The sequence below is a fragment of the Herpetosiphon geysericola genome, assembly GCF_001306135.1.
Classification (GTDB): Bacteria; Chloroflexota; Chloroflexia; order Chloroflexales; family Herpetosiphonaceae; genus Herpetosiphon; species Herpetosiphon geysericola.
Window position 1 is genome coordinate 339972 of record NZ_LGKP01000035.1, and the last position, 24091, is coordinate 364062.

Sequence of the window (24091 nt, forward strand, 5' to 3'; positions counted from 1 at the left end):
TTATTTAAGCTGATAGATTACCAACCGGAGCCTGTCATGCTTTACTACCCCAAAATGGCTGATAGCCGCAACGCACCCTTGAGCCGTTGCTGGGCCTTTGAAAAATACGATGGCACAAATTTACACTGGGATTGGGATCGCGAGGCTGGTTGGCATCGCTTTGGCACGCGTCGCGAAGCCTTTGAATTAACCTGCCATGGCAGTGAGCAATTTAGCCAAGCCCATGCCCATCTTCAAGCAGCGCCAAGTCTATTTCAGGCAAGTTTGGCCGAGCCATTAGCCGAAATTTTGCTGAACCATGCCAATTATCAAGCCTACAACGAAATTCGGGTATTTACTGAGTTTTTCGGCCCCAACTCATTTGCTGGCCTGCACAAAACCGCTGACCCCAAACAACTCCGCTTGTTTGACGTTTGGTTCGCAGGCTATGGCTTTGTCGGGCCACAGCAATTTATCGCCGATTTTGGCTGCGTCAACAGTGCGCGCGTGGTTTACGAAGGCACATTAACTGGCCAGTTTTTCGAGGATGTGCGCAATGGCAAATTTAACGTGCACGAAGGCGTGGTTTGCAAAGGCGGCACTGGTGGCGTCGATCTCTGGATGGTCAAAATCAAAACCCGTCAGTATCAAGCGCGGCTCAAACAAGCTTTTGCCGAGCGTTGGGAAGCTTACTGGGAGTGAGCGGCTATGCTACAATCCAAGATAGCGAATTGCTTTACAAAGGATTTGAGCATGACGACAAATCAAGAACTTGCCAACACGCCCGACAATTCGGCCCGCGTGATTGGCCTAATTGTTGGTGATGTGGCGATTTTTGCCTTATTTGTAATTATTGGGCGGCTTTCGCACGAGGAAGGTGTGAATGCAGATGCAGTGATTAATGTAGCTGCTCCATTCGTAATTGGCTGGGGTATTGCTGCACCACTGATGAAGCTTTATACCCCAGCAGTCAGTGAACATACCAAAATCGCCTTGCAACGCACAGCGTTGGCGTGGTGTGTGGCTGCGCCAATTGGCTTGGTGTTACGCTCGCTGGTTTGGAAGCACGATTTCAAGCCTGGCTTTGCAATTACTACGTTTATTTTCAACATGATTTTGCTGCTGGCATGGCGCGGCTGGTCGGCCTATCGAGCGGGCAAGCGCAGCGCATAAACCCAATTCAGCGCATAAATTGTGGTTTATGCGCTGAATTTTTGTTTTTAGCGCACAATTCTGTCATCAAGCTGCCAGATTGGTAACTATCATTGCGGTCAGTGCTAGAGTATAATAGGCCCCAACCATCAATCTCCATTGCTAGGGTCTTGGGAGCTTTTTATGGAAGCAGATAAAACAATTGGTCAATCGTATCGCCAAATTCAGCAAACCCTGCTTAATCAAATTCTTCGCACCATTCTCATGTCGACAAGCGCGCTCAGTGTTGTGATGCTGATTGCCTTGGCCTTTCCCCAAGCCCGAACAATCCCCTTTGTGATTATGACCTTCGTTGCGATCAGCGGAGTTGCGGTGATTTTCACCAGTTTATACTGGATTCGCCAAGGCCATCAACAACGTGGAGCATTTTTCTTCATTATGAGTTGTATTTTATTAGGCGCAATCTTGGCAGTTGTGTTTAATGTTCCCTCGTTTATGGCACTCGTTTCAATTTTATTGATAATTGTTAGTGCCATCTTGATTGGCTTTCGCTATACGATTTACCCTTTATTATTATCAATTTTTGTTTCGATATTTTTAGCAATTGCCGACTATAATCAATGGTTTAAAGCCTATCAATTTGATAGTAGTGCAACTATCTCATTCATTGTTCAAACTATTGCATCATTGAGTATGTTAATCGTTACCGCAATTATCATTAATATGGCGGTAAAGCGCTTAGAAGAGAGTGCAGACGAAGCATTTTTACGGGCGCGCGATGCAGAAGATGCTCGCCTTGACCAAATTGCACTCAATGATCAATTGCACCACGATAACCTTGAAAAACAAAAACTGCTTGACGTAATTGATACGCTTGAAACTCCGGCGATTCCAATTCTAGCAGATACGGTGGTTATTCCCATTTTGGGCTATGTTGATAATGCACGTTTAACCAAAATTCAAAAACTGGTGCTTGAGCATATTCATCGTGAGCGCATCCAAACGGTGTTGGTAGATATTACGGGCGTAACCAGCGTTGACCAGAATTTTGCCCAAGGCTTACAGCGGTTGGTGCAAGCAATTTATGTTTTGGGTGCAAAGGTGTTTTTAACTGGAATTCAGCCAAAAACTGCCCACATGTTTGTTGATTTCGATTTGCATACCGCCTTGCCCGAAACCTATGCAACCATTGCCGATGCAATTGAAGATTTAACCACGCTTCAGAGCAAAAAGTAGCATGGCCCAACCACAACCACACTACCTTGAATGGGCCAAACAGCAACCAACAAGCGCAATCTTGAGCAACAGCAGCGTGTATCTGCCAAGTGTGCGCAACGCAATTCAGCAGCAATTGACCGATCCTGTATCCTTCGAGGCTGCCCAACAGGCTAATCCTTGGGGCCATCCACGGCTTCAACAGGCTTTGCAAGCGTGGTATAAAAGTAGTTATGCTCCATTAATTGTGGCTGGAGCATCGAGTGCTTTAGCGGTCGTCTGCCAAGCGTTGTTGCAACCTGGCGATCATGCCGTGATCGAAACTCCGCATTATGAGCCATTTCAGCGTTGCGTTTTGGCTCGCGGTGCGACCTGGAGCGCCTGCCCGCGTGATTCCAGCTGCGAATTTGAGTTAGGGCAACTCGCAACTAGCATTACGCCCCGCACCAAACTAGTGCTAATCAGTAATTTGCATAATCCTAGCAGCAGCTTAAGCACTAAAAACCAACTACTGGCGCTGCAACAAACCCTCAATCAAACAACTGATAGACTTGGGCTTACGCCGCTACCAATCGTGGTTGATGAAATTTATTGGCATTTGGTAGCGCAGCCTGAATTTGGCAGCGTTGCTGAGCTTGGCGCACAATGGATCAGCATCAATAGCCTCTCTAAGGTCTATGGCTTAAGTATGTTGCGCTGTGGTTGGATTATGGCAGCGCCACCAATGCTTGCGCAATTGCGCCCCGCCTATCTCGACCTGATTAACATTGGCTCGCCGCTGACCGAATATCTGGCCGCAAGCGTGATTGAACACTTGCCAAGCTATCAGATGCAGGCTCAACGCCATGTTGCCGCCAATCGTCAACTGTTGCAGGTTACACTCCAGCCATTTATTGAGCGCGAAGTACTTTGTGGCGCGCTGCCTACCGTTGGTTGTACCTACTTTCCCAGCCTCAAGCTGCCTGTTTCCCAAATGCAGCAGCTGGCTGGATTGACTGGCTGTGTGCCTGGAGCATTCTTTGGCCCCGCCTACCACCAGCATGTGCGGCTTGGCTTTGGTGGCGATTCCGCAGCTGTTGCTATGGGCTTAGAACTATTTCAGCAAACCCTGTGCAGGTTGATTCAGCATTGACCCTACCAAACCCAGTTTTGTGGAGTAAGCCAACAACTGATCGTGATGGCAATACTCATCACGATCAATCTGGGGTTGAAGCATATGTTTAGCGTGAAAAATCGAAGCTTTCCGTCCAGCGGGCGGCTGCTTCAGCTTCTTGGCGCAGCCGATGTTGAGTGATGGCACGAAACCGAATCATACAACTTCGGTGAGTTTGGCAGGCTACCCGCTGGCAACTTGGGCAAATCTCGGCGAGCCGGACTGATTCTGCTGCATTGGCAGTGGCGACAACGCGGGCAATACGTTCATCAAGCATTCGCTCGTTGGCAGCAGCATTCTCAGCCAAACGCTGGCTACGAGTATGCAGATAGGTTTTCGGGGGCATTGACTGGCCTCATTTCATAGGATTGTGGGGTATCGCTGAAGCAAAAAATCAATTGGCTGTGGCTCATGTGGCTCGGTTTGAGCATCCATGAGTTGTTGATTAAGCGAGGAAGCTTGCATTGCTGATCTGCTTGTTGGCAAATAGCACCATCCCAAACATAGGCAACAGGCGCAACATTGATCGAAGAAACTTAACATAGTATAGCATACAAGCCGTCAGCGCTCGCGTATCTGCTATACAATAGCTATAATGGTTGATTGAATTGACTCGCAGTTCTGCTCGTTACTATTCCAGCTACCTGAACGCGCTATTGATCACAGCCTACTCATAGGCGGGGAGGCATTATGCCCAAAGCTCATCTGCAACGCAGCGATCTGCAAGGCCTTAGTCGCTTGGCAATTGAGGCGACAACCCAGATTACCAACATCAGCGAAGGCTTATTTGCCACGATTATGCGCCGCCCAAACCGCCGAATTGGTGGGATTCCTGGCTTGGTCTATCGCCAAATTCATACGCTTACGCGCTTGGTTGGCGCAAGCCTTGAGGCACTTTTGGCTGCATTTAGCACAGCGGCCAAGCAAACAGAATCATCACGCCAACGCGATGACCTGCTAGCAGCCTTAAATGGCGTTTTGGGCGATTATCTTGTGGCCAGCAACAACCCTTTACAAACTAGCATGAGCCTGCGAGTGGCAGGAAAAGCGCTTGAACCAGAGCAATCTGCGCTCCAAACAGTGTTTGAACAGCCCCAACCACGAATCTTGCTCTACCTGCATGGCGTGTGTATGCACGAGCAACAACTCAAGCAGCATGGCCATGATCATGGTTTAGTTGCCGCCGCAGCTTTAGGCTATAGCCCAATTCATGGGCGCTATAACACTGGTTTGCCGATTGCCAGCAATGGCCAGCAACTAAGCCAATTGCTTGAACAACTGCTCGCCAATTGGCCTGTGCCCGTTGAAGAAGTTGTGATCTTGGGCTATAGCATGGGCGGTTTGGTTGCGCGCAGTGCTTGTTACTATGCTCAGCAACTGGGGCATACCTGGCCTCAGAAGCTGAGCAAACTCATTTTTCTGGCCACGCCGCACCATGGTTCTGCGGTGGAACGCTATGGCGCTTGGTTGCACTACCTGCTTGAACGCAATCGCTATAGCGCTTTATTTGGTCAGATTGCTCGTTTACGCAGCGCAGGCATTACCGATTTGCGCTATGGCAAGCTGATTGATCACGATCTGCCAGCCTTTGATCGTTTTGAAAAACCTGGCCAACGCCCTGATCGGGTGGCGTTGCCTGCGCATGTTGCCTGTTATGCCTTGGCGGCCACGCGCTCGACTAAAAAAGCCGCGCATTCACGCTTGCGTGGTGATGGCTTGGTGGCGGTTGCTAGTGCGTTGGGTCAGGCCGCGAATCAGCCAGATTTGGATTTACAGATTCCTGCTGATCGCCAGGCAATTGTGTATAGCACCCATCATTTGGGCATTTTAGCCAACCAAGCTGCCTATCAACAACTTTTGGCATGGTTGCAGCCGCTTGAATCTGGCATGAATGCTGCTAAGATTGCACTCGAGAACTGATAGACAGAAGCCATTGCAGCACTACAATTGAATCCATCAACGTTGATGAGGTAGCTATGCTTGAGCGTTATCGTGGCTGTTTGTTGGGGTTAGCGGTTGGCGATGCAGTTGGAACGACGGTCGAATTTAGCCCACCAGGCTCGTTTAAGCCTTTGACCGATATGGTTGGCGGCGGGCCGTTTAATTTGCCGCTTGGGGCATGGACAGACGATACATCGATGGCCTTATGCCTTGCTGCAAGCTTGATCGAACGCCAAGGCTTCGATGCAGTTGATCAGATGCAGCGCTATTGTCGTTGGCGCGATTATGGCTATATGAGCAGCACTGGCTCGTGCTTTGATTGCGGGATTACGGTTGGCAAAGCCCTCAGTAGCTTTCAACGCACTGGCGAACCCTATAGCGGCTCGACCGACCCTGCAACTGCTGGCAATGGCTCGTTGATGCGTTTGGCTCCGGTGGTTTTGGCCTACGCCAGCCAGCCAGAGCAGGCTATGCAGATGGCAGTCGATAGCTCGCGCACAACCCATGGCGCGTTGGCGGCGCTTGATGCCTGTCGCTATTTCGCAGGCTTGTTAATTGGCGCACTCAATGGGGTTGATAAGGTGACGTTGCTAGCCCCGCACTATAGCCCAATTGCCAATTATTGGCAGCAACAACCGTTGCAAGCAGATATTGCCGAGATTGCCGCTGGCTCGTTTTGGCAGCGCCAGCCGCCAGAAATTCAGGGCACTGGCTATGTGGTGCGTTCGCTTGAAGCTGCTTTGTGGGCTTTTGCCAACAGCGATTCGTTTCGCGAGGGCTGTTTGATGGCGGCCAATCTTGGTCACGATGCAGATACCACTGCCGCAATTTATGGCCAAATTGCCGGAGCCTACTATGGCGAGGCTGGCATTCCCGCCGAATGGCGCAAACCGATTGTGAGCCACGACCTAATTGTCGAATTTGCCGAACGCCTTTATCGCTTGAGCCACTAAAGCCAGCAAACACAAAGCCCCTCGTCCGTTCAACGGACGAGGGGCTTTGATGAGAGAAGTTTAGCCTTTGGCAACCTGTTGCTGATCGAGCATGCGTTGGGCCGCGCTTTGCAAGGCTTCGACCCGCTCGTCATCGGGCAACAATTTGGCTAGTTGTTTGTAGGTTCGCACTGCTTGGCCATACTCTTGCACGCGCATCAGCACATCAGCCAACTGCTCGTAGGCATCTGCATCTTTTTGGTCAAGCGCAATTACTTGGTGAAAGGAAGCGATTGCCTCTTCGTAATTACGTTGCTGAATCGAGAGCCGCGCAATTTCGCGCAATTGCACCACCGCATCTTTGGTGCGCAACGAGAGAATGTTAAAGCTGACCAAGTGTTGGCGGGCTTCGGTGTCGTTGGGCGCAATCTGCACAATTCTGTTGTACATTTCGGCAGCCTTATCAACTTTGCCCAAAGTCCAATAGACATCGGCCACTTGCTGAATACTGGCGACTGCATCCTTGACCAAGCCTTGCTTGCGTTGGAGTTCGGCCAGTTCATCCAAGCCAGCCAAGCCCTCATCAAGATAGCCTCGGCGCATCAACATTTGAGCGTGGCGCGATTTGATTGGGATATTCTTGGGTGCGAGTTGCAAGCCAGTTGCCAAAATCTCCAAGGCCCGATCAAGCTGGCTTTGGCTTTCGTAGTAGCTTGCCAACTCGTCAAGTTGGGTTAAGGCTTCGGGCAAACGGCCTTGGCGGAAGTAGATGTCGGCCAATTTGGTGTAGGCTTGACGATCGTAGGGCAGCAATTGCTTGACCCGCTGCAAGGCCTGAATCGCGCCATCGAAGTTCTCGTTGGCGGCGTAGGCTTCGGCCAAGCGGCGTTGTAACTCACCCTCGTTAAAGGGCTGAGCAAAGGCGTGTTTCGTGCTCAGCGCTGGCACCGTGCCAGTAATTAGAATTGCCTCAATTTTGCGCAACTGCTCAATCGAGCCAGCAGCGTTGCCTTCGGCGATATAGCTATCGGCGATTGCTTGATAGACCAACACTGGCGGTACCAACGGATCGGCGTCAATTTCCAGCAATTCGAGCACTTGATTGAACGAGTGCATTGCCGACTGATGTTGCTTGGCTGATTGTTGAATCAAGCCCAAGAGAAACTGAATAATTGCCCGATCTGTAATCAAGGTGACCGAGCGATATTCTGCTTGCACATCGTTCAGCTGTTGCGGATTGCTGGCTAACTTTTGCATCAAGCTCGCCACTGAATCCCAAATTGCATCGGGAAACTCGCCCATCATCGCTAAGGCAATATTTGCTTGGGCCATCACCACCAAATCATCGGGTTTTTGCACGATGACGCGGCGGAATTCTTCCAAGGCTGCTTCCCAGCGTTCGAGCTTGAGCAGCACTTGGCCATATTGAGCGCGCAAATTAACGCTATCAGGTGCCCATTCAAGCAACTTGCGAAATTGCTCAAGCGCCTTGACGGTTTGACCTTGGCGGAATTGTTGGTTGGCAACGTAGGCCAATTGTTCGGCGGCTTCATCGCTGCGGCCTTGTTTGCGCAGCACTTCGGCCAATTCAGCCCGAATAATCGTGCTATCAGCAGAAAGATCAATTAATTTGTGATAGACCCCAATTGCTTTGTGAGTTTCGCCGCGGGCTTTGTAGGTTTCGATCAACAAATTAAGCTTGGAGAGCGCTTGATCCATGCGGCCAAAGCGTTCGAGAATTTCGGCCATACGCAAGTGAATGGCATAAAATTCAAGATCGTAGCGAATAATTTCATGGCAAGCATCGAGTGCTGCATACAATAAATTTTGCTCGGTAAACGATTCGCTAGCCTCGACCAAGCGCTGAATCCGCTCGCTGCGGCCTTCGGTATCAATTGGGGTGAGCGGCGCAAAATGGACTTCGCTGGCTGGTGGCAAATTGGCAGCCAGCACATCAAGCGGGTCGATGTCGGTCAGCAAGCTTTGCGGCGAGTGAGCTAGATGGTTGGTGTTGCTGTTAATCAAGGCCTCAAGGCTGGCCATATCATCCATCGGGCTGGCTTCGACGCGACTTTTGGGGCTAAGGAAATCGGTGATCGACGGCATCTTGCCCCAAGTTTCGGTCTGTGGTTCGGGCACAGCCTCTTCTGGTGGCGGCGCGTTCAAAATACCCGTGCCAAGCATGCGCAATTTCGACATCATGCTGCGGTCGGTCAATTCTTTGGCTTTGGCATTGTATTGGGCTGCTTGCTCTGTGCCCCAACGCTTACCCTGCAAAAAGCCCGCCAAGGTTGAATACAACGAGGCGGCCCGCGCTACGTCGCCAAGCTCAAGATAAATTGCCGAGGTCGCTTCGTACATATCAATCAAATCAGTGGCTTCTTCTTTGCCAATTGATTGCAAATCAACGTAGCGAATTGCTTGCTCAAACTCTTGGGCCGCGCGTTCCATTTGGCCAATTTTTTGGTAGATTGTACCAATTGCAAAGTGGGCCGAGAGCGCATATTCATCGTTGTGGCTGGCAATCTCAAGCACGCGCAAGGCATCTTGGTGGCGCTCAAGCTCATCGTAGATCAAGCCCAAGCTATATTGCATGTCGGCGCGTTCGGGTAGCACGTCGACCACCCGTTCATACATTTGGGCTGCTTGCTCCAACAAGCCATTATTTTGATATTCAATTGCCTCGTTGACCGCGCGTTCGATCTGCTCTTTGGTTTGCAAGCGGCCTTGGTCGGGCAATTGATCGCCGGTTGCGGCGGTAATTAATGCTTGGCGAGCCAGATCAACTTTCTTTTTGAATTCTTGGGCCGAGAGGCTGGCAGGGTCGACATTAAGCGCTTCGACCGCCGCTTCATCAGCGGCATCGTATTGCTCAGCATCGTAAAACTGCTGGCCCAAATGCAAATATTCGCGAATTGCGCCAGGTTTATCGCCTGATTCAGCCAGCACCATGGCCAAGCGCACTCGGGCCTCTTCGTGGCTGGGATGAATCTCCAAAATATCGCGGTAGGCGCGCACGGCCTTGAGTGGCAATTTTTGGTCGATCAAGCGCTCGGCCAACTGCATAAACAGATCAATCGCTTGATCGGTGTCGCCTTGAGCGCGATAAATTTTGGCGATATATTCGGTAAAAATTGGATTATCAGGATTGCGTTTGAGCAATTCCTGCCACAATTGCAGCGATTGTGGCAACTTGTTGGTATGAAACAAGGCTGTGGCGACAGCAATCCGTGCCTGCTCGTGAGTTGAAAATTCGGTCATGGCGCGAGCGGCTTCAGTTAAGGCCTTGTTCCAATCGCCAGCACGTGATGCAAGCTGATATTGTTCTAACGCACGGTCAAAAATTGCTTGGTTCCCTGCCATCCGAACCCCCACAGACACAAGGATGAAGAACTTCGTTGGATGAGGAGCAGCGTTGCAACCAGTTGCCTGGATTAATGCTGCGCACTCGGCCCGTTGGCGATCTTACTTGTATCGAATGTTATTGTTACGTGTTGTTTGTCGATAGTCTTTCGCTTGGATTACGGTTTGTCTACAGAGTTCGACATCTAATAAACGCGAGGTAATCCGTGGATCAAGCTTATCCAAATCGACGTTAGTTGTGAAAACCGTTGGTAAGTGATGATTATAACGGTGATTGATAATTTGGAACAACTTTTCACGTGCCCAAGCAGTGGAACTTTCTGCGCCCAAATCATCGAGTACCAAAAGCTTAATATTGCGTATCTTGTCGAAACGCTCGTCGTATGCCACTTCGGAGCTTGGGCCAAAGGTTGAGCGCAAATAATCGAGCAAATCTGGTACGACCATAAAGATCGTCTGATACTCGCGGCGCACTGCTTCGTTGGCGATAGCGGCTGCAAGATGGGTTTTGCCACAGCCATACATCCCAAATAAAAGCAACCAACCTTTCGGTGCTTGGGCAAATGCCATCGCACGGTTATAAGCTTCACTGACCCCTTCTATTTGTGGCTTAAAGGTTTCAAAGGTTTTGTTTTCAAAGGCCAGCAAATTACTTTGTTGCCATAGTTTATCACGTTGGCGAACTTCTTTTTCTGCTTGTTTACACTGACAAGTGTTTAATATTCCAAAGTTTGGGTCGCTGATCGGCACATCCATGCAGAAATAGCCAGCGCCTTTACAAATCGGACAAATCTCCTCCATCGGAGTCGCCGCTTCTTCCGAAGAGGGCGGCATATTTGCCCGTGGTATATTTGCTGAGATCGAAAAGCTGCTCGGATCGATGCGACGTAGATTCTTTTCCATCGGTTTCCCACCGTTCTAAGATGCGCCGAATGTAGCGCCAATTGCGCACATTGGCTTCAACCGCTTTGGTGATGGCTTCTGCGAGCCATTCAGCGGGATATTTGGCGCTGGCCTCGTGCAATTGCTCAATGAGCAGCGGCGTGAGCAGGCCAATATTTTTTTCGTATAGGCCAAAAATAGTTGGTTGGGCGGCGGGGCTAGCGTCGGGGGCAAGCACCCGTTGGCCTGCTTGACGCTCGACCCAATGGCGGTTGGCTTGGGTATTGACCAAATACCAACTGACCACGCGGCCAGGCTCTGGGCTGATTAAGTGCAGCAATGTGCTACGTTCAACGGCCAAGCCCAAGGCCTCTTCTAAAACGTCGCTGGTTGGGCGCAATTGCGAAACGCTGCGTAACGCTTGGGCCAACACAGGATCGTTGCATAAAGCATCCCATGAAACCCGTTTGGCGCGCCCGCGCTGCTGGCTGACCAACCAAAAGATATGCAGGGTTACTTTAAGCTCAGCCAAATTGCTGATCGAGGGTAGAACATCGCTAAAGAATTCTGCCGGTAGCGGCACGAGATTCTCAGTTGAGAAGCCATGAAACGCCGCCACGGGTTGCCTCCAAAAGTAGCACTGCGCTGATTCGTCTGCACTCAATGATACCACATGCCGCAACGCTTGCGACCAACTATCCACGGTGGAATTCACCTCCATCCAGCCTAGCGCCGCGCGGAAGCAGGGAACTTCTCAGGGCCAGCAAGCGTTATGCTTTAATCTAATCCTTACTTCTATTTAGCAAGATGGAGTTTCCTAATGCGCCGAATTTTAGGCCTTGTGGCAGTTTGTGTCGCGCTGTGGCAAGTTTCGCCAGTTGCCGCCTGTAAAATGCTGGAACCAACGATCGATAGTGTGACCCAACAAGCTGAACTTGTAGTGGTCGCGACTGTTACCAAGGTTGAAGGCAGCCAAGCGACCTTTAGCGTTGAAACGCCAATCAAAGGCAGCCTACCCCAAAACGATCTTGATGTGTTGAACCATCAAATTAACAATGGAGCCGATTGCCAACCAACCTTAGGCGATGGTAATCGTTTTATTGAAGGCAGTCGCTGGGTCTTGTTTCTTGTTCCAACCACACTCGACCCCGATATTACTTGGCAAACTGCCAGCTTTGGCGATTATGGCGCATTGAAAGTTGAACAAGATCAAGTAAGCTATAGCGAGCAAGGCACTCCCCAGCAAGTGCCATTGCCTGATATGATCGCAACCTTGACCAATTTTAGTGGGGTTAATCCGAATCAGTTGGTTGATCCGGTGCCTGGGAAGCCTGCGGTCGAGCCAGCAATTATGCCAACTCCAGACCCAGCCTTGGTCGAACCATTGCCCAATAGCAATGCTAACCCTGCTGCTCCAGTTGATGCTGCTGCTCCAGCTGCGGCCAATCCCAGCAGCGCCCCAAGTTGGTTGCCATGGCTGCTGGTGGGCGTAGCCGTCGTTGCTGCAATTGGGGCCTTGCTTGGTTGGCGCCGCAGCCGCAACGCCCAGTAATAATTGAATATGTTGAGAGCTGTTGCTTGTAAGGAGGTAGTTATGCGTTGGATGTTGGGATGTTTGCTTGGCTTGGTCGTCGTTTTGTGGTCTGCAACTCCAGCTGCTGCCTGCTCGCTGGCCGTGCCAACCCTTGATGGCCTAGCCCAACAAGCCGATCTGATTGTGGTGGCGACCGTCACGCAAAGTGAAGGTAATCATGCCTTATTCACGGTTGATACCCTGATCAAAGGCAATGTTGCCAGCGAGCCATTCAGCGTGCTCGATCATACAATCGATTATGACGCAATGTGTAAGCCCATTTTAGGCCTTGGCAATCGTTTTGCAGAGGGTAGCACGTGGGTTTTGTTTCTTGGGCCAAATCAATTCGATGGCCCAGCGGTTTGGCAACCAATTAGTTTTGGTAACTATAGTTCACTTGATGTTGATGAGGATGAGGTGCGCTACTTCGAGCAAAACCAAGAAATCCGCCAACCACTGGCTGATCTGGTGAGCACGCTGACGAATTATAGTTTGGCAGGTGCGCCCACCGCCACTGTGCTGCCAGTCGATCAAACTGCTGAACCAAAAGTACAGCCGAATATCAGTATGCCAACTGCAACCCCAGAGCCTGTGCTTCCAGCTACCGAAACCACAGCCGAGCAAGCAAGCGTTTTGCCGTGGGTTTTGGTTGGCATCGGCGTCTTGGCTGGCGTGGGCGCATTGGTCGGTTGGCGGCGCAGTCAACGATAAATCCAATTAGGTAATTTAACGCAGAGGCGCAGAGTAAATTAATGTGCTCTGCGCCTCTGCGTTAAAACCTATTTCTATGCGATGACACAGCGTGCTACAATGGTTGCTATGACAGAATTCAAGCAACGGTGCTTCGCCTTATGCCATCAGCCAAGTATTACAACCAGCTCCAAATTTTTCAGGCCAAACGCTTAGAACGCGATTACAAACATCTCCTCGCCGAGCCACAATACCATGGGCTAGCTCAGTTTTTTCTTGAAGATATGTATGGGCCATATGATTTTCATGCCCGCGATACCCAAGCCCGCCGTTTACACCAATTTATTCATTTGGCGCCGGGCTTGAGCATCGAAGATATTGAGGTAACGCTTGATTTGCTCAATCTTACGGTTCGGCTCGATCAGCAGGTTGCCGATTGGCTTGAGCACAATGGCGTAACGCTACCATTTACAGAAGCTCAATATGAAGAGGCCTATTATCGGGTCAATAGTTTTGAGCCACGGGTACGCCAAATCGAGCTGATCAACGAATCGCTGCGGCGGGTGCATCGCTTATCGCGCATTAGCCTGCTTGGCACGGCGCTCAACAATACCAAAACCTTTGCCAAATTGATGGGCATGGGCGAATTGCATCGCTTTTTGCGCCGTGGCTATCAGGCCCTGCAACCAGTTCACGATCTCAAGCCCTTTCTGACCCAAGTGACCCATACCGAGCTTGATCGGCTCAAACGGATTTATCGTTTGGTATAGCCCAATCCTTGTAAGGCCCGTTCTGCCTCGTGATGTTCGTTCCAATCGATGTCGCCGCTGGCGTAAATGATATTGCCTTCGTGGCCTTTACCCAGCAAAAGCACCACATCGCCAGCTTTGGCGTTGGCCAGCGCTTGCTCAATCGCTGTCCGGCGATCGGGAATTAGCCAGCAGTTTTGGTCGATAATTTTGCCCTCTGCTTGTGCTCCCGCCGCAATTTCCTGCAAAATCTGCATTGAATCTTCGGCGCGGGGATCTTCATCGGTCAGATACAGCAGATCGCACCATTTGGCGGCAATTTGGCCTTGAATTGGGCGTTTGGCCCGATCGCGCTCGCCTGCCGAGCCAAAGACCGCAATCAAATTGCCTTGGGTCAAGGGGCGGAGCATGCTCATCACTTGCTCGAACGAATCGGGGTTGTGAGCATAATCGACCAGCACGCTAAATGGCTGACCAAGCTCAACTTGCTCCATCCGTCCGTTGATGCCAGCAATCGCTTCGAGCCGCTGAATCGCCGCCGCCAAATCAACCCCGCGAGCCACACACACGCTCAGCGCCGCCAGCACATTGTAGACATAAAATGTGCCGACTAATTGCAAATTCAGCTTGAACGTGCCTTGGGGAGTTTGGGCCGTGAAGCGCAGGCCTTTGCTGGTTGAAACAATCTCGGTTGCGCGCAAATCGGCTTCAGCATGAATTGCATAGCTTAATTGACGCACCTGGTTGCCAGCCGCCAGCCGATATTGCTCAGCATGCGGATCATCTGCATTGACGATTGCCACTTTTTCGACCGTCGTAGTTTGGCCAAGAATTGCTTTTTGGCTGGGGCTGGTTGCCAGTAAATGAAATAATTGGGCTTTATCGGCGCGATATTGCTCGACCGTGCCATGGTAATCGAGGTGTTCGTGGGTCACATTGGTAATTAATGCCACATCGTAGGCACAATCGCCAAGCCGATTCCAACGCTGCGATAAGCCATGCGAAGTGCTTTCAACCACTGCATAGCGACAGCCAGCAGCCACCATCTCGCGCAGCATGGCCTGAATCTCCAAGGCTTCGGGGGTCGATTGGCGGGTTTTGTTGGCCCATTGACGTGGGCCAATTTTAAAATCGACGGTGCTCATAAAGCCAACCAACTCGCCGCTGGCTTCCAAGGCTGCCGCCGTTAAAAAGGTAGTCGTGGTCTTGCCCTTTGAGCCAGTAATCCCAATCACTTCTAATTGGTTGGCAGGGTAATCGTAAAAGGCAGCGGCAATTGGCGAAAGCGCCACTTTGGCATCGGCAACCAAGGCCGAGGGAATGCTGGCTGGTGGTGCTTGATTGGGATCATCATAGACCACCGCCACCGCGCCTTGCTCCAAGGCCGCCGCAATATAGCGATGGCCATCGACGTGCACACCGTTGATCGCCACAAACAGCGCGCCTGGCGTAACCTTGCGTGAATCATAGGCCACGTTGCTAATGCTCGTGCTGTGATCTCCAGCGGCTTGATGGGCAACATGCAATAAAAGTTCAGCCAACGATTTCATCAATTATTCCTATTCAGAACGACGGCGCTGCCAAAGCCAATACGCCGGACGCAAGAAAACACGGTCATAGGCTGGCAGATAGCGGACTGGTTGGCCGCCCCAGCCTTTTTTGAAGCGATAGACCCCGGCCATGCCCGTTGCTTGTGCCGCTTGTTCTAAGCGTTCGCGCTCAGCAGGGTCAGTCGTGGTTTCAAGGGCTAAGAATGCTTCGGGAATGCCCCAAAAATCGTAGAGCGTGCACCCACGTTGTTTGGCCCAAGTGATTGCAGCCCATTGCAAGGCATGGCTGGCGGCAAATTTCAGGCCTTCTTCGTTGGTGCCGCTATACATATATTGGGCTTCAGCGCCTTGGGCAAAGACCAAAAAGCTACCAATCACCCGACCTTCGCGCTCAGCAATCAGCAAGCGGGCTGCACCATCGGGCTGATCGCCGCCAAACAAACGCCAAGCTTGCGCATAATACTCGCGGCTATGAATGCCAAACTTAGCGCGTTGGCTGGTAGCTTGCATAATTGCATAAAACTGGTCGAGATCGGCCTCGGTTGTGCCAACCCGAATTGTTACGCCTTGGCGCTCGGCGCGGCGTACATCGGCGCGATGGCCTTTGCTTGCTTGGGCTTGCAAGGCTGCTAACTCTGGCTCCAGCTGAAGGTGAATCGAGGCGCTAGGCTGCATACTGCTGCTTGGCTCGTAGCCCGCCAACAATAGCTCAGAATGGAGTTGATCAGGCGTTCCTGCATCAAGCAGATTTGGCTCTAGGCGCAAAAATGCCGCCCAACGCTTGCGGGCCAAGCGCTCCAAACTTTGCAACAACAAGCGATTTGCTGCTTGATCAGCTGACCAAATTGGGCCTCGCGGCACATAAGCCACCCGCAAGCCATATTGCGAGCGCCACAACACCTGTGCTCCGGCGCAAAACCCATGCTGATTGTAGATGGCGATGCGTTGGGGTTGCCAGCCAAATTGGGCTTTGAGCTGGCCCCATTCTGCTTGTTGTAAGAGATGGGCTGTGGGCTGAGCTGCCAACTCAGCCGACCACTGAGCGGCATCAAGCTCGCGTAGCGCAAAACTCACGCTTGGCCTCCTCGCCATAACCGTTCAGCAAAACCGTGTTCGGCCACGCTGGCTGCATAAGCGCGTAGCTCTTGCTGCATTGATTCGACGGTGCCAAACAACTCAACCATTTGGCTGGCATAATCGGCAACCGCAGCAAGTTTGGTGGCTAAGGTTTGCTCGATTTGAATGACTTGATCAAGCGTTGGTTGAACTTGGGCCAAGCGGTGCTCGCGGGCATTGTTGCGGGCAGAATAGGGCAAATCTTCATACCAACCCACGTTTGATAATACCTTTGCTGCCACGCCATGGGTAATTTGATGATCAACGTGATTACCAACCGCCAAAGGTGCATACCACTGCGCAGCAGGATATTGCTTAGCGAGATCCTGAAGTTGGCTGGTTAAACTTTCCCACAGCAAATCGTTGGGCATTGGCGTGCCAAAAATCGCCTCGACAGAATCATAGGCAGCGTGGCGATAAATCGCATCGTGTTGCTCAAGGAAGAGCAAATCTGCTCCAAGCCGATCGGCAGCAGCTTGATCTTCTGCTCGACGAATGGCAATCGGATCGCTGGCTGCACCCCAACGTTCGTGCAGATAGGCAGCAAAACTGTTGAGTTCGCCGCTCGGTGGTGCACTGCAAATCGTAACGATCAAACAACGCTCGCCAGCAGCATGCCAACCAGCCAGCGCACCGCCAAGCGAGAGCGCCGCATCATCGAAATGCGGTGATAAACAAATGTGTTGATACATAAGCACACAGAACATAGAGCATAGAGCATAGCTGCCTTATGCGTATGTTCGGCTCCTTGTTACTAACTAGATGGGGATCGGGGATCGGTTGTTGGGGATCGGCAATTAAGCTAACGCAATCCTTCGTGTTCTTCGTGGCTAAGAAGCCCAAATCTTGGCCCAACCACCGATCCCAATTTCATCCTTCATCCCTCATCCTTCATCCTTTGTGCTATTCTTCGTCGTCCTCGCCATACCAATAATCGTCTTCGTCCTCATCGTCGTCGTCGATTGGCAGCGATTGCATGGGGTCGTCGAAGAATTGGAGTTCTTTGAGTGCCTCGACTGCTGCTTCGCGGCGCACGCCCTCGACTTCTTTAATTAGTTGTTCAAGAAAGCGGCGGGCAGCTGAACCACCAATTTGGCCAAGCGCCCACATAGCGGTGGTTGCGACTTCGATGTCGCCATCGGCGGTAGCGCGAGCCACGTGATTAACGATCGATTCGGCCAAATCGCCAAGCTCGCCTGCTGCCCGCACAGCTTCGAAACGCAACAATGGCTCGTTGGAACGCAACCCGTTCGTCACCGTTGGCAACCATTGATCTAAGCCAGTGCGGCCCATGGCACACAGCGCGGCAGCTTGCCAACCATCATCATAGCGTTGGTAGGCTGCACCAATTTCTTGATTGACGCGGGGATCGCTATCGGCCAAATAGCCTAAGGTTTCCAAGAGCCGTTGGCGCACCAAGGTCGAAGTTTGCTGATCGTCGTAGGCGGCCCAGAGGTGCTGCGCCAATTCGTTGCTGGTGCGCTGATCTAAACTGCCTTCGCCAGCGCGCAAAGCCCATGCACCAAGCGTGATTGCTGCATTAGCCCGCACACCATCGTCTGCATCGTTAACCAACAATTCGCTTAAACGCCGCAAACTAGAGCGGCGGGTATCCTCGGCCATTCCTTTGACGGCGGCAATTCGAATCGCTGGATCTTGGTCGGTGAGCAAAATGCTAAACACTTCGCGAAAATCAAGCTCTAGGCTAGCCTCGGCTACTTCTTGCATTGCTTGGGCCAAGTTGCGGCGATGGCTTGGCTCGATGCGAGTCCATTCAAATTCAAAAGTATCAGCTTCATCTTGGTCAAGGTCGTTAAAAACTTTGAGTTCGCTCAGCACGATTGGGCGATTATGATCGCCAATTTCGATGATTGCTGCTTCAATATCGCGTTCATTTTGTTCTTCGGTCATATCTCACCTTCGTGATAGCATTGCATTTTAGTCTACCACGGATAGATCACCGACAGCTACTAATGATTTCGTAGTAGATTGGGTTGCTTGCTACCCAATTTAATGTACTGGGATTCACTATCATTTGTTGTGATCCCTTGGTTTTCCACCCTTCCGTCCCGCCAGCGGGAGACGCAGGGGGTTTTGCACGAGGGGTCGGGGGTCAGGGGCTGGGGATCAGTATCCCGTGCTGTGCCACCCTCTGTTGCCAACCCCAATGATTTTCCGATAGCCAACATCCTATGTCCCATAGCCTGTGCTTCGTGGTTTCCGTAACCTGCTCCCGAACTGCTGGCCCCTGATCCCCGACCCCCGAATCCTGATCCCTACTTCCGTTCGTAGCGCCGAACTTCGAGATCTGGTTGCAAGCGGCCTTGTTGCTCTTCGCCAAGGGTTTCTTCGCTGGGCACGGTAATCGTGTCGGGGTCGCCATCGGAAATAAATTTAAGGTCAGGCCGTTCTTCAAACAGCTGATACCAATATTCCAATTGCGAATCGATAGCTTGGGTGCGGCGAATGTGGTAGGGATCGAAGGTTTGCGAATAGGGCGAAGGGCTGGCTCCACCAGTTACATCGACGGCGGCGCTCAAGGTGTAGCTTTCGCCTTCCGATTCGCCTTCGCGGACTAAGCCCTCGTTGGCTGGAAACATACCCAAGGGATAGCTGAGGCTAGTGACTTGATAGCCATCGCCGATGCGCTCTTCAAGCTCTTTGATTGAGAAGGCCAATTGCCATTGAATCTGTTCTTCATCTGCTTCGTCGAGGCGTTGGTGGGTATAGGTATGGGTGCCAACCTCGCCGCCCAAGGCCACAATTTCTTGCAGCTTTTTGGTTGCCAACTCTGGCTGACCAAACAACACTCGTTCCTTAACATCAACATCGATCAACGGGAAGAACACACCAATCGCTGGAAAATCTGGGTGTTCGGCGGCAAATGCCTGCAAAATGCCCATGGCCGACGTTGGGTCGATTGTGCCATCTTCGAGATAGCGGAACTGGCCGTCTGATGAATCATCGAAGGTCAGCACGACTGGCGATTTGCCCAAGGGCACGGTGATATTGTTGTTAACCAAATCGCGCAAGGTCATTGGGTAAAAATTATTAGCATACAACCACTCTAAATCCTCGCGCAGCTTCTCGGGCGAGCGGCTATACTCTGCATCGGGCGATTCAATTAAGTGATATTCTAAGACCAACACCCAGCCAATCTCGTTGGGCGCATATTTAGCGAGATCCGCATCGCTCAAGCCAGCAGGAGTTGGCGAGGCAGCGGGGGTTGCTGTTGCGGCGGGCGTTGGCGAAGCAGCCGTCGTTGGCGAGGCGGCAGTGGTTGGGCTAGCAGCAACAGTTGTGGTTGCTGTTGGAGCTTGAGTTTGGGGCGCTTCAGTGGCAGTACCTTGACCGCAGCTAAGCAACACCCCACAAACCGTCAAACCCCACAGTCCACGAATCCAACGTCGAATCATGCCTACAGTACTCCTTATCTTTGCGATCAGCACCACGATCTTGTGCTATTATCGTGCGCGATTCTATGTTAATCATCATACTCGATCTTGCCGACCCACCGTAGCGCGAGAGAAGCGTGAGAAGCTGACAAATTCCTGAGACAGTTCCGCTAAGGCGCGGTTTGTTAACTGGAGGACTGCCCATGGCCTTCGCCACACCCGAACAGGTGCACCGTTACCCTCGTCGGTTCAAATGGATTTTTGAGGTGCTTTGTACCGTCCTCGTCGTCGTTGCTGTGGTGCGCTGGGGACGTGCCGTTTTGCAGTATCTCTGGGATAGCCGCAACATCAACGCCGCCTTTATCGCTCGCGACACCTTTTACGAACCAGTGGTTAACTGGTTCAATCAAACTGGCCAATCGCGCCCGCGCATCCGCGACTTGCTCGATCTTGCGCCCTCGTTTGGCTGGTTGGGCTTAGCCTTGCTCGTGGTTGTGTTTGTTCGTAATTTCTTCCCCACAATTCGCACGAGTAGCCGTGGTATTTTAATTGAATGGGGCAATGGTTGGTTGCCCGTTGGTTGGGAGCAAGTGAGTGGCTTGCGGGTTACCGAGGATCTCTCAGGCGAACGCTTTGTGCTGTTGTTGCAAACCAACAATAAAGCCTTGACCAGTTGGCATCGTTTTTATAGCTTGCTTTATCGGTTTAGTTTGCGCCGTGGGGTGCTGATTACCTCGGGCATATCCGATTTTCTGCCGTTGGTGCGCATGCTCACCAGCGAGCTTGAACAGGTGGCGCGCCAAACCAAACAACCTGCGGTTAAGCTTGATGAAAAGGCTTCCTCGCCGTTGTTTCAACTGTTGCTCAGTCCGGCTGGCTTTTTCAGCCGCCGCTCCAAGAGCGACAAAGACTATGTGGAATACGCCACCCAAGCAGGCCTGACCGCCCAACCTGGCCGCGTCGCCAGCATTATGGCTACCTACCCTAAGCGCATTAGCACCTTATTGGTTGGGGGCACTGCAATCATGGCGGTGCTCGGGCTACTACGTGTGCTCGATATGCTGCGTCAATGGATTGGCCTGAGCTTTGGCTTAGGCGGTATTTTTAGCAGCGCTCCCTTGCCGCTTGATCAAAGTGTTTGGTGGCTGCCAGTTGCCGCAGTGCTCTTGCTGATCGTTTTAATTCCTATGTTGGTCGTGGTGCGCAACATTCTGCCCGATATTGAATCGCGCCAAGAAGGCTTGATGGTGCGCTATTTCAACCGCTGGCTGCTGGTGCGTTGGGAAGAAATTATTGCGGTTAAAACGGCCAGCCTCTCGGAAGATAACCATGTGGTGCTGATCCAAACCACCAACCAAAGTTTGAAGTTGATGCATCATCTTTCGTCATTGCTGTTCGATGGCTCGAATGCCCGTGGGGTCTTATTAACCTCAGCCTTGAGCGTCTACGATCCCTTGGTGCAGCAAATTGTGCTCGAAGTTTCGCGCCGCCAACGACCGAACGACCAAGATGAAGGTATCTTGACCGAAGACGCGCCAGCCTGGTTGTTGCGCTTGATGTTCAAGCCTAGCGAGGCGATCGATCGCATGGTTTCCAACATTTTGCGCCGCGAAGATAGCGACAAAATTAAGTTTGAGACGATGCTCACGCTTGGTCGGCCAATGCTTTGGCTGGCTGCAATCCCCACATTAATGCTTTTAGTTGAGCGCCATATCAACGGCGTGCACTATCCAACCGTTGGTTCAATTATCAATGTTTTGATTTTTGCTGGCTTCTGTTTGTTGGAATACCCAATTGCCGCCGCTGTTGCCCGCTTCAGCGAACGCAATATGGATGGCGATGCCCACTTGGCCCGCCCATTCTACCTTTACCCAACCGCCCAATTGCCGCGCATTGTCGTGATGTTGGGCGCATTGTTGCTGCTGGTCTTAAATGTACCCTTGTTGCCAATTTTGCTCTGGATTGGCGCAGCAATTTGGTCATTCCTGCTGACTTCTGGTTTGTGGGAAGGGCTGTATGGCTGGAGTGGTGGTAAATTATTAGGGATTGGCGCAATTCCTGCAATTATTCAGGTGATCGCGCTGATGATGTGGGCTTCGATGAGTTAATCTATTGTGTAGCACCGCAGAGGGCGCTTAAGCTTGGCGCTCTCTGCGGTTTTTTTATTGCGAGGAGCAGTATGCAATCCTACGATCTGATTATTATTGGGGCTGGGCCAAGCGGCCTGAGTGCCGCAATTGCTGCCCAACAGGCAGGCTTCAGCTATCTGGTGCTTGAACGTGGCGCAATCACCAACACGATTATCAATTATCCATTGCAAACAGCGTTTTTTAGCACAGCACCCAATTTAACCATTGGCAATGTGCCATGGAGTAGTATTCATCCGCATCCAACCCGCAGCGAAGCTTTGGCCTATTATCGCGGCGTGGTTGAGCATTTTGGCTTAAATATTCATATGTATGAGCTAGTTCAAGCCTTGGAGCGTTTAGCAGATGGCAGATTTCAATTGCAAACCACCCGCCATGATCAAACCAGCACCAGTTATCAATGCCAAGCGTTGATTGTGGCGAGTGGCTCGTATGATACGCCGAATCAGTTGGAGATTGCTGGCGCTGAATTAAGCAAAGTGCTGCATTATTATCGTGAGGGCCACCCCTACTATCGCCAAAATGTCGCGGTGATTGGCGGAGGCAATTCTGCTGCCGAGGCTGCGCTCGATTTGTATTATCACGGCGCAAACGTCTCGATCATTCATCAATTTGCCAGTTTAGATCAACGGATCAAGCCGTGGATCGCTGCCGATTTGCAGGCATGGATCGATGCAGGCAAGATTCAGCCCTTTTGGGAAGCCAATGTGACGGCGATTAGCCCAACCAGCATTCAAATAACCAAGGCCGACGGCTCGCAACACGAACAGCCCAACGATTGGGTTTTTGCCTTGATTGGCTATCGCCCAAATACCAGCATGCTTGAATCGGCTGGAGTTCAGGTTGATGCTGATGCTGTGCCAAGCCATGATCCAGCGACCTTTGAAACCAACGTGCCGAATTTGTTTATTGCTGGAGTGTTGGCGGCTGGTGCGCATCCGAGCAAAATCTTCATCGAAAATGGCCGCGAGCATGGCCCAGCGATTATTGCGGCTTTGCGCCAACGCTGGGCGGGCAAAGCCTAATGGAGATTGAAGGTTTTCGTTGGTTGTTGAGCGTTGCTGGCCAACAATTGCTGGCCGAGTTGAACGCCGATGCTGAGCTGAACGAAGCAAATTTTTTGCGCTATACCACCAAGTTGCGCAAACACTATCCAGCAGCGGCGGTTACGGCGGCGTTGGAAACGAGCTTGTTGCGGCGCGCCTCCCAAGCCAAATTTCCCCAGGCCAGCCAACTGTATTTTACGCGTGAGGCCTTGGAGCAAGCTACGCCTTGGCTGGTAGCCAACTATCGCCAACGCCATTTTGCTGCTGGCTCGCACTTGGCCGATTTGGGTTGCTCGATTGGTGGCGATGCCTTGGCGCTAGCCCAAAGTTGCCACGTTTTGGCGCTCGATCGCGATCCGTTGCGCTTGGCAATGCTGGCGGCCAATGCCCAGGCACTTGGCTTGAGCAACAACATTGCTATCCAAGAGGCCGATTTTACAAGCTTGGAATTTGCTGGCTACGATGGCTTGTTTATCGATCCGGCGCGGCGCAGCAATGGCAAACGAATTTGGGATGTTGAGCACTATCAGCCGCCGCTTTCGACGCTTGAGCGTTGGCGCAGCCAAGTGCCAATTCATGGAGCTAAGGTTGCGCCTGGCATTCCCGACGATGCCGTGCCTGCTGGCTACGATCTCGAATTTATTTCGCTTGATGGCGATTTGCGCGAGGCGAGTTTGTGGTGGCACGCTGGCCAAAGCGGCGGCCAACGTAAAGCGGTGGTGCTGACCAGTGCTGGCAGCGAACACAGCATCATTGCCAATCCTGAGCAAGCAGCGGCGGCGTTAAGCGAGCCATGTCGCTATTTGTACGAGCCTGATCCGGCGGTGATTCGGGCGCATGCGGTGGCTGATCTGGCGGCGCAACATAATTTGGCCCAATTTGATGCCAGCATTGCCTACCTCACTAGCGACAGCATGGTGCAATCGCCATTGCTCAGAGTGTGGCAGATTGAGCAATGGCTGCCATTTAATCTCAAGGCTTTGCGCCATGTGCTGCATGAGCGCGAGATTGGCCGCGTGACGGTTAAAAAACGTGGCTCGCCAATTACGCCAGAGGAGCTGAGCAAACAACTGCGCTTGAAAGGCCGCAATGAGCAAACCGTGGTGCTGACCAAATTGCAAGGCCAGCCGATTGTGTTGCTGGTTAAACTACGCTGAGTTGCACGTTATCTGCTGCATATCAGCCGCATATCAGCTACATTTGTTGCC

The 24091-nt window shown here is 51.7% G+C and carries 21 protein-coding genes; 12 read left to right on the plus strand and 9 right to left on the minus strand.

Annotated features, from left to right (window positions below; genetic code table 11):
- The first annotated feature begins 36 nt into the window (after positions 1 to 36).
- The 4 genes from SE18_RS22225 (at position 37) to SE18_RS22240 (ending at position 3478) form a co-directional block, all read left to right on the plus strand.
- Positions 37 to 681, plus strand: coding sequence for an RNA ligase family protein (locus SE18_RS22225; RefSeq protein WP_054536666.1), 645 nt, complete (start codon positions 37 to 39; stop codon positions 679 to 681).
- 51 nt (positions 682 to 732) lie between these two features.
- A complete protein-coding gene (locus SE18_RS22230; protein ID WP_054536667.1) occupies positions 733 to 1152 on the plus strand; it encodes a DUF3054 domain-containing protein in 420 nt (139 codons plus the stop codon).
- A 162-nt stretch (positions 1153 to 1314) separates the two neighbouring features.
- Positions 1315 to 2367 (plus strand): STAS domain-containing protein, encoded by a 1053-nt coding sequence (locus tag SE18_RS22235; protein ID WP_054536668.1) that lies wholly within the window; start codon positions 1315 to 1317, stop codon positions 2365 to 2367.
- Position 2368: 1 nt separating this feature from the next.
- Positions 2369 to 3478, plus strand: coding sequence for a pyridoxal phosphate-dependent aminotransferase (locus SE18_RS22240; protein ID WP_054536669.1), 1110 nt, complete (start codon positions 2369 to 2371; stop codon positions 3476 to 3478).
- An 88-nt stretch (positions 3479 to 3566) separates the two neighbouring features.
- On the opposite strand, the gene SE18_RS22245 is transcribed toward SE18_RS22240, so the two are convergent.
- Positions 3567 to 3845 carry a hypothetical protein gene (locus SE18_RS22245; protein WP_054536670.1) on the minus strand — a complete coding sequence of 93 codons (279 nt, stop codon included), beginning with the start codon at positions 3843 to 3845 and terminating at the stop codon, positions 3567 to 3569.
- Positions 3846 to 4189: 344 nt separating this feature from the next.
- On the opposite strand from SE18_RS22245, the gene SE18_RS22250 reads away from it, so the two are divergent.
- Both SE18_RS22250 and SE18_RS22255 read left to right on the plus strand, forming a co-directional pair.
- On the plus strand, positions 4190 to 5419 hold the full coding sequence (locus SE18_RS22250) for a lipase family alpha/beta hydrolase (RefSeq protein WP_054536671.1): 1230 nt from the start codon (positions 4190 to 4192) through the stop codon (positions 5417 to 5419).
- 56 nt (positions 5420 to 5475) lie between these two features.
- On the plus strand, positions 5476 to 6393 hold the full coding sequence (locus SE18_RS22255) for an ADP-ribosylglycohydrolase family protein (protein ID WP_054536672.1): 918 nt from the start codon (positions 5476 to 5478) through the stop codon (positions 6391 to 6393).
- Between the two features lie 60 nt (positions 6394 to 6453).
- Here the strand turns inward: SE18_RS22255 and SE18_RS22260 are convergent, their stop codons facing one another.
- From SE18_RS22260 to SE18_RS28045, 3 genes are all read right to left on the minus strand, one after another.
- On the minus strand, positions 6454 to 9735 hold the full coding sequence (locus SE18_RS22260; RefSeq protein WP_054536673.1) for a tetratricopeptide repeat protein: 3282 nt from the start codon (positions 9733 to 9735) through the stop codon (positions 6454 to 6456).
- Between the two features lie 102 nt (positions 9736 to 9837).
- On the minus strand, positions 9838 to 10569 hold the full coding sequence (locus tag SE18_RS22265; RefSeq protein ID WP_407928495.1) for an ATP-binding protein: 732 nt from the start codon (positions 10567 to 10569) through the stop codon (positions 9838 to 9840).
- Positions 10511 to 11236, minus strand: coding sequence for a DnaD domain-containing protein (locus SE18_RS28045; RefSeq protein ID WP_054536674.1), 726 nt, complete (start codon positions 11234 to 11236; stop codon positions 10511 to 10513). The genes SE18_RS22265 and SE18_RS28045 overlap by 59 nt, the downstream gene beginning before the upstream one ends.
- A gap of 201 nt (positions 11237 to 11437) precedes the next feature.
- Here SE18_RS28045 and SE18_RS22275 point away from each other — a divergent pair, with 201 nt between their 5' ends.
- The 3 genes from SE18_RS22275 to SE18_RS22285 all read left to right on the plus strand — a co-directional run bounded on the left by SE18_RS22275 (position 11438) and on the right by SE18_RS22285 (position 13650).
- Positions 11438 to 12169 carry a hypothetical protein gene (locus tag SE18_RS22275; protein ID WP_054536675.1) on the plus strand — a complete coding sequence of 244 codons (732 nt, stop codon included), beginning with the start codon at positions 11438 to 11440 and terminating at the stop codon, positions 12167 to 12169.
- Between the two features lie 42 nt (positions 12170 to 12211).
- Complete coding sequence (locus SE18_RS22280; RefSeq protein ID WP_054536676.1) at positions 12212 to 12901, plus strand: hypothetical protein; 690 nt, start codon at positions 12212 to 12214, stop codon at positions 12899 to 12901.
- Positions 12902 to 13041: 140 nt separating this feature from the next.
- Entirely contained in the window at positions 13042 to 13650 is a 609-nt protein-coding gene (locus SE18_RS22285; protein ID WP_054536677.1) for an FFLEELY motif protein, read from the plus strand.
- Here SE18_RS22285 and SE18_RS22290 read toward each other — a convergent pair.
- The 5 genes from SE18_RS22290 to SE18_RS22310 all read right to left on the minus strand — a co-directional run bounded on the left by SE18_RS22290 (position 13635) and on the right by SE18_RS22310 (position 19711).
- The gene (locus SE18_RS22290) at positions 13635 to 15179 is read right to left on the minus strand and encodes a UDP-N-acetylmuramoyl-L-alanyl-D-glutamate--2,6-diaminopimelate ligase (protein WP_054536678.1); all 1545 of its coding nucleotides are present in this window, start codon (positions 15177 to 15179) and stop codon (positions 13635 to 13637) included. The two genes, SE18_RS22285 and SE18_RS22290, sit on opposite strands and share 16 nt — an antisense overlap.
- Positions 15180 to 15188: 9 nt before the next feature.
- Positions 15189 to 16253: a lipid II:glycine glycyltransferase FemX gene (locus SE18_RS22295; RefSeq protein ID WP_201783524.1), complete on the minus strand. Its 1065-nt coding sequence runs from the start codon at positions 16251 to 16253 to the stop codon at positions 15189 to 15191.
- Positions 16250 to 16987: a PIG-L deacetylase family protein gene (locus tag SE18_RS22300; RefSeq protein WP_054536680.1), complete on the minus strand. Its 738-nt coding sequence runs from the start codon at positions 16985 to 16987 to the stop codon at positions 16250 to 16252. The genes SE18_RS22295 and SE18_RS22300 overlap by 4 nt, the downstream gene beginning before the upstream one ends.
- Before the next feature lie 211 nt (positions 16988 to 17198).
- A complete protein-coding gene (locus tag SE18_RS22305; RefSeq protein ID WP_054536681.1) occupies positions 17199 to 18206 on the minus strand; it encodes a HEAT repeat domain-containing protein in 1008 nt (335 codons plus the stop codon).
- 365 nt (positions 18207 to 18571) lie between these two features.
- Complete coding sequence (locus SE18_RS22310) at positions 18572 to 19711, minus strand: polysaccharide deacetylase family protein (protein ID WP_054536682.1); 1140 nt, start codon at positions 19709 to 19711, stop codon at positions 18572 to 18574.
- A gap of 245 nt (positions 19712 to 19956) precedes the next feature.
- Between SE18_RS22310 and SE18_RS22315 the strand changes: the two genes are divergently transcribed.
- The 3 genes from SE18_RS22315 to SE18_RS22325 all read left to right on the plus strand — a co-directional run bounded on the left by SE18_RS22315 (position 19957) and on the right by SE18_RS22325 (position 24040).
- The gene (locus SE18_RS22315; protein ID WP_152976722.1) at positions 19957 to 21798 is read left to right on the plus strand and encodes a hypothetical protein; all 1842 of its coding nucleotides are present in this window, start codon (positions 19957 to 19959) and stop codon (positions 21796 to 21798) included.
- 71 nt (positions 21799 to 21869) lie between these two features.
- Entirely contained in the window at positions 21870 to 22862 is a 993-nt protein-coding gene (locus SE18_RS22320; RefSeq protein WP_054536684.1) for a YpdA family putative bacillithiol disulfide reductase, read from the plus strand.
- The gene (locus SE18_RS22325; RefSeq protein ID WP_054536685.1) at positions 22862 to 24040 is read left to right on the plus strand and encodes a class I SAM-dependent methyltransferase; all 1179 of its coding nucleotides are present in this window, start codon (positions 22862 to 22864) and stop codon (positions 24038 to 24040) included. Before SE18_RS22320 ends, SE18_RS22325 begins: the two co-directional genes overlap by 1 nt.
- Positions 24041 to 24091 lie beyond the last annotated feature (51 nt).

What these genes read in the sequence shown, in the direction of transcription:
- SE18_RS22225 (WP_054536666.1), top strand. Translation starts at nt 37, where the DNA reads ATGCTTTACTACCCCAAAATGGCTGATAGCCGCAACGCACCCTTGAGC.
- SE18_RS22230 (WP_054536667.1), top strand. Translation starts at nt 733, where the DNA reads ATGACGACAAATCAAGAACTTGCCAACACGCCCGACAATTCGGCCCGC.
- SE18_RS22235 (WP_054536668.1), top strand. Translation starts at nt 1,315, where the DNA reads ATGGAAGCAGATAAAACAATTGGTCAATCGTATCGCCAAATTCAGCAA.
- SE18_RS22240 (WP_054536669.1), top strand. Translation starts at nt 2,369, where the DNA reads ATGGCCCAACCACAACCACACTACCTTGAATGGGCCAAACAGCAACCA.
- SE18_RS22245 (WP_054536670.1), bottom strand. Translation starts at nt 3,845, where the DNA reads ATGCCCCCGAAAACCTATCTGCATACTCGTAGCCAGCGTTTGGCTGAG.
- SE18_RS22250 (WP_054536671.1), top strand. Translation starts at nt 4,190, where the DNA reads ATGCCCAAAGCTCATCTGCAACGCAGCGATCTGCAAGGCCTTAGTCGC.
- SE18_RS22255 (WP_054536672.1), top strand. Translation starts at nt 5,476, where the DNA reads ATGCTTGAGCGTTATCGTGGCTGTTTGTTGGGGTTAGCGGTTGGCGAT.
- SE18_RS22260 (WP_054536673.1), bottom strand. Translation starts at nt 9,735, where the DNA reads ATGGCAGGGAACCAAGCAATTTTTGACCGTGCGTTAGAACAATATCAG.
- SE18_RS22265 (WP_407928495.1), bottom strand. Translation starts at nt 10,569, where the DNA reads ATGCCGCCCTCTTCGGAAGAAGCGGCGACTCCGATGGAGGAGATTTGT.
- SE18_RS22275 (WP_054536675.1), top strand. Translation starts at nt 11,438, where the DNA reads ATGCGCCGAATTTTAGGCCTTGTGGCAGTTTGTGTCGCGCTGTGGCAA.
- SE18_RS22280 (WP_054536676.1), top strand. Translation starts at nt 12,212, where the DNA reads ATGCGTTGGATGTTGGGATGTTTGCTTGGCTTGGTCGTCGTTTTGTGG.
- SE18_RS22285 (WP_054536677.1), top strand. Translation starts at nt 13,042, where the DNA reads ATGCCATCAGCCAAGTATTACAACCAGCTCCAAATTTTTCAGGCCAAA.
- SE18_RS22290 (WP_054536678.1), bottom strand. Translation starts at nt 15,179, where the DNA reads ATGAAATCGTTGGCTGAACTTTTATTGCATGTTGCCCATCAAGCCGCT.
- SE18_RS22300 (WP_054536680.1), bottom strand. Translation starts at nt 16,987, where the DNA reads ATGTATCAACACATTTGTTTATCACCGCATTTCGATGATGCGGCGCTC.
- SE18_RS22305 (WP_054536681.1), bottom strand. Translation starts at nt 18,206, where the DNA reads ATGACCGAAGAACAAAATGAACGCGATATTGAAGCAGCAATCATCGAA.
- SE18_RS22310 (WP_054536682.1), bottom strand. Translation starts at nt 19,711, where the DNA reads ATGATTCGACGTTGGATTCGTGGACTGTGGGGTTTGACGGTTTGTGGG.
- SE18_RS22320 (WP_054536684.1), top strand. Translation starts at nt 21,870, where the DNA reads ATGCAATCCTACGATCTGATTATTATTGGGGCTGGGCCAAGCGGCCTG.
- SE18_RS22325 (WP_054536685.1), top strand. Translation starts at nt 22,862, where the DNA reads ATGGAGATTGAAGGTTTTCGTTGGTTGTTGAGCGTTGCTGGCCAACAA.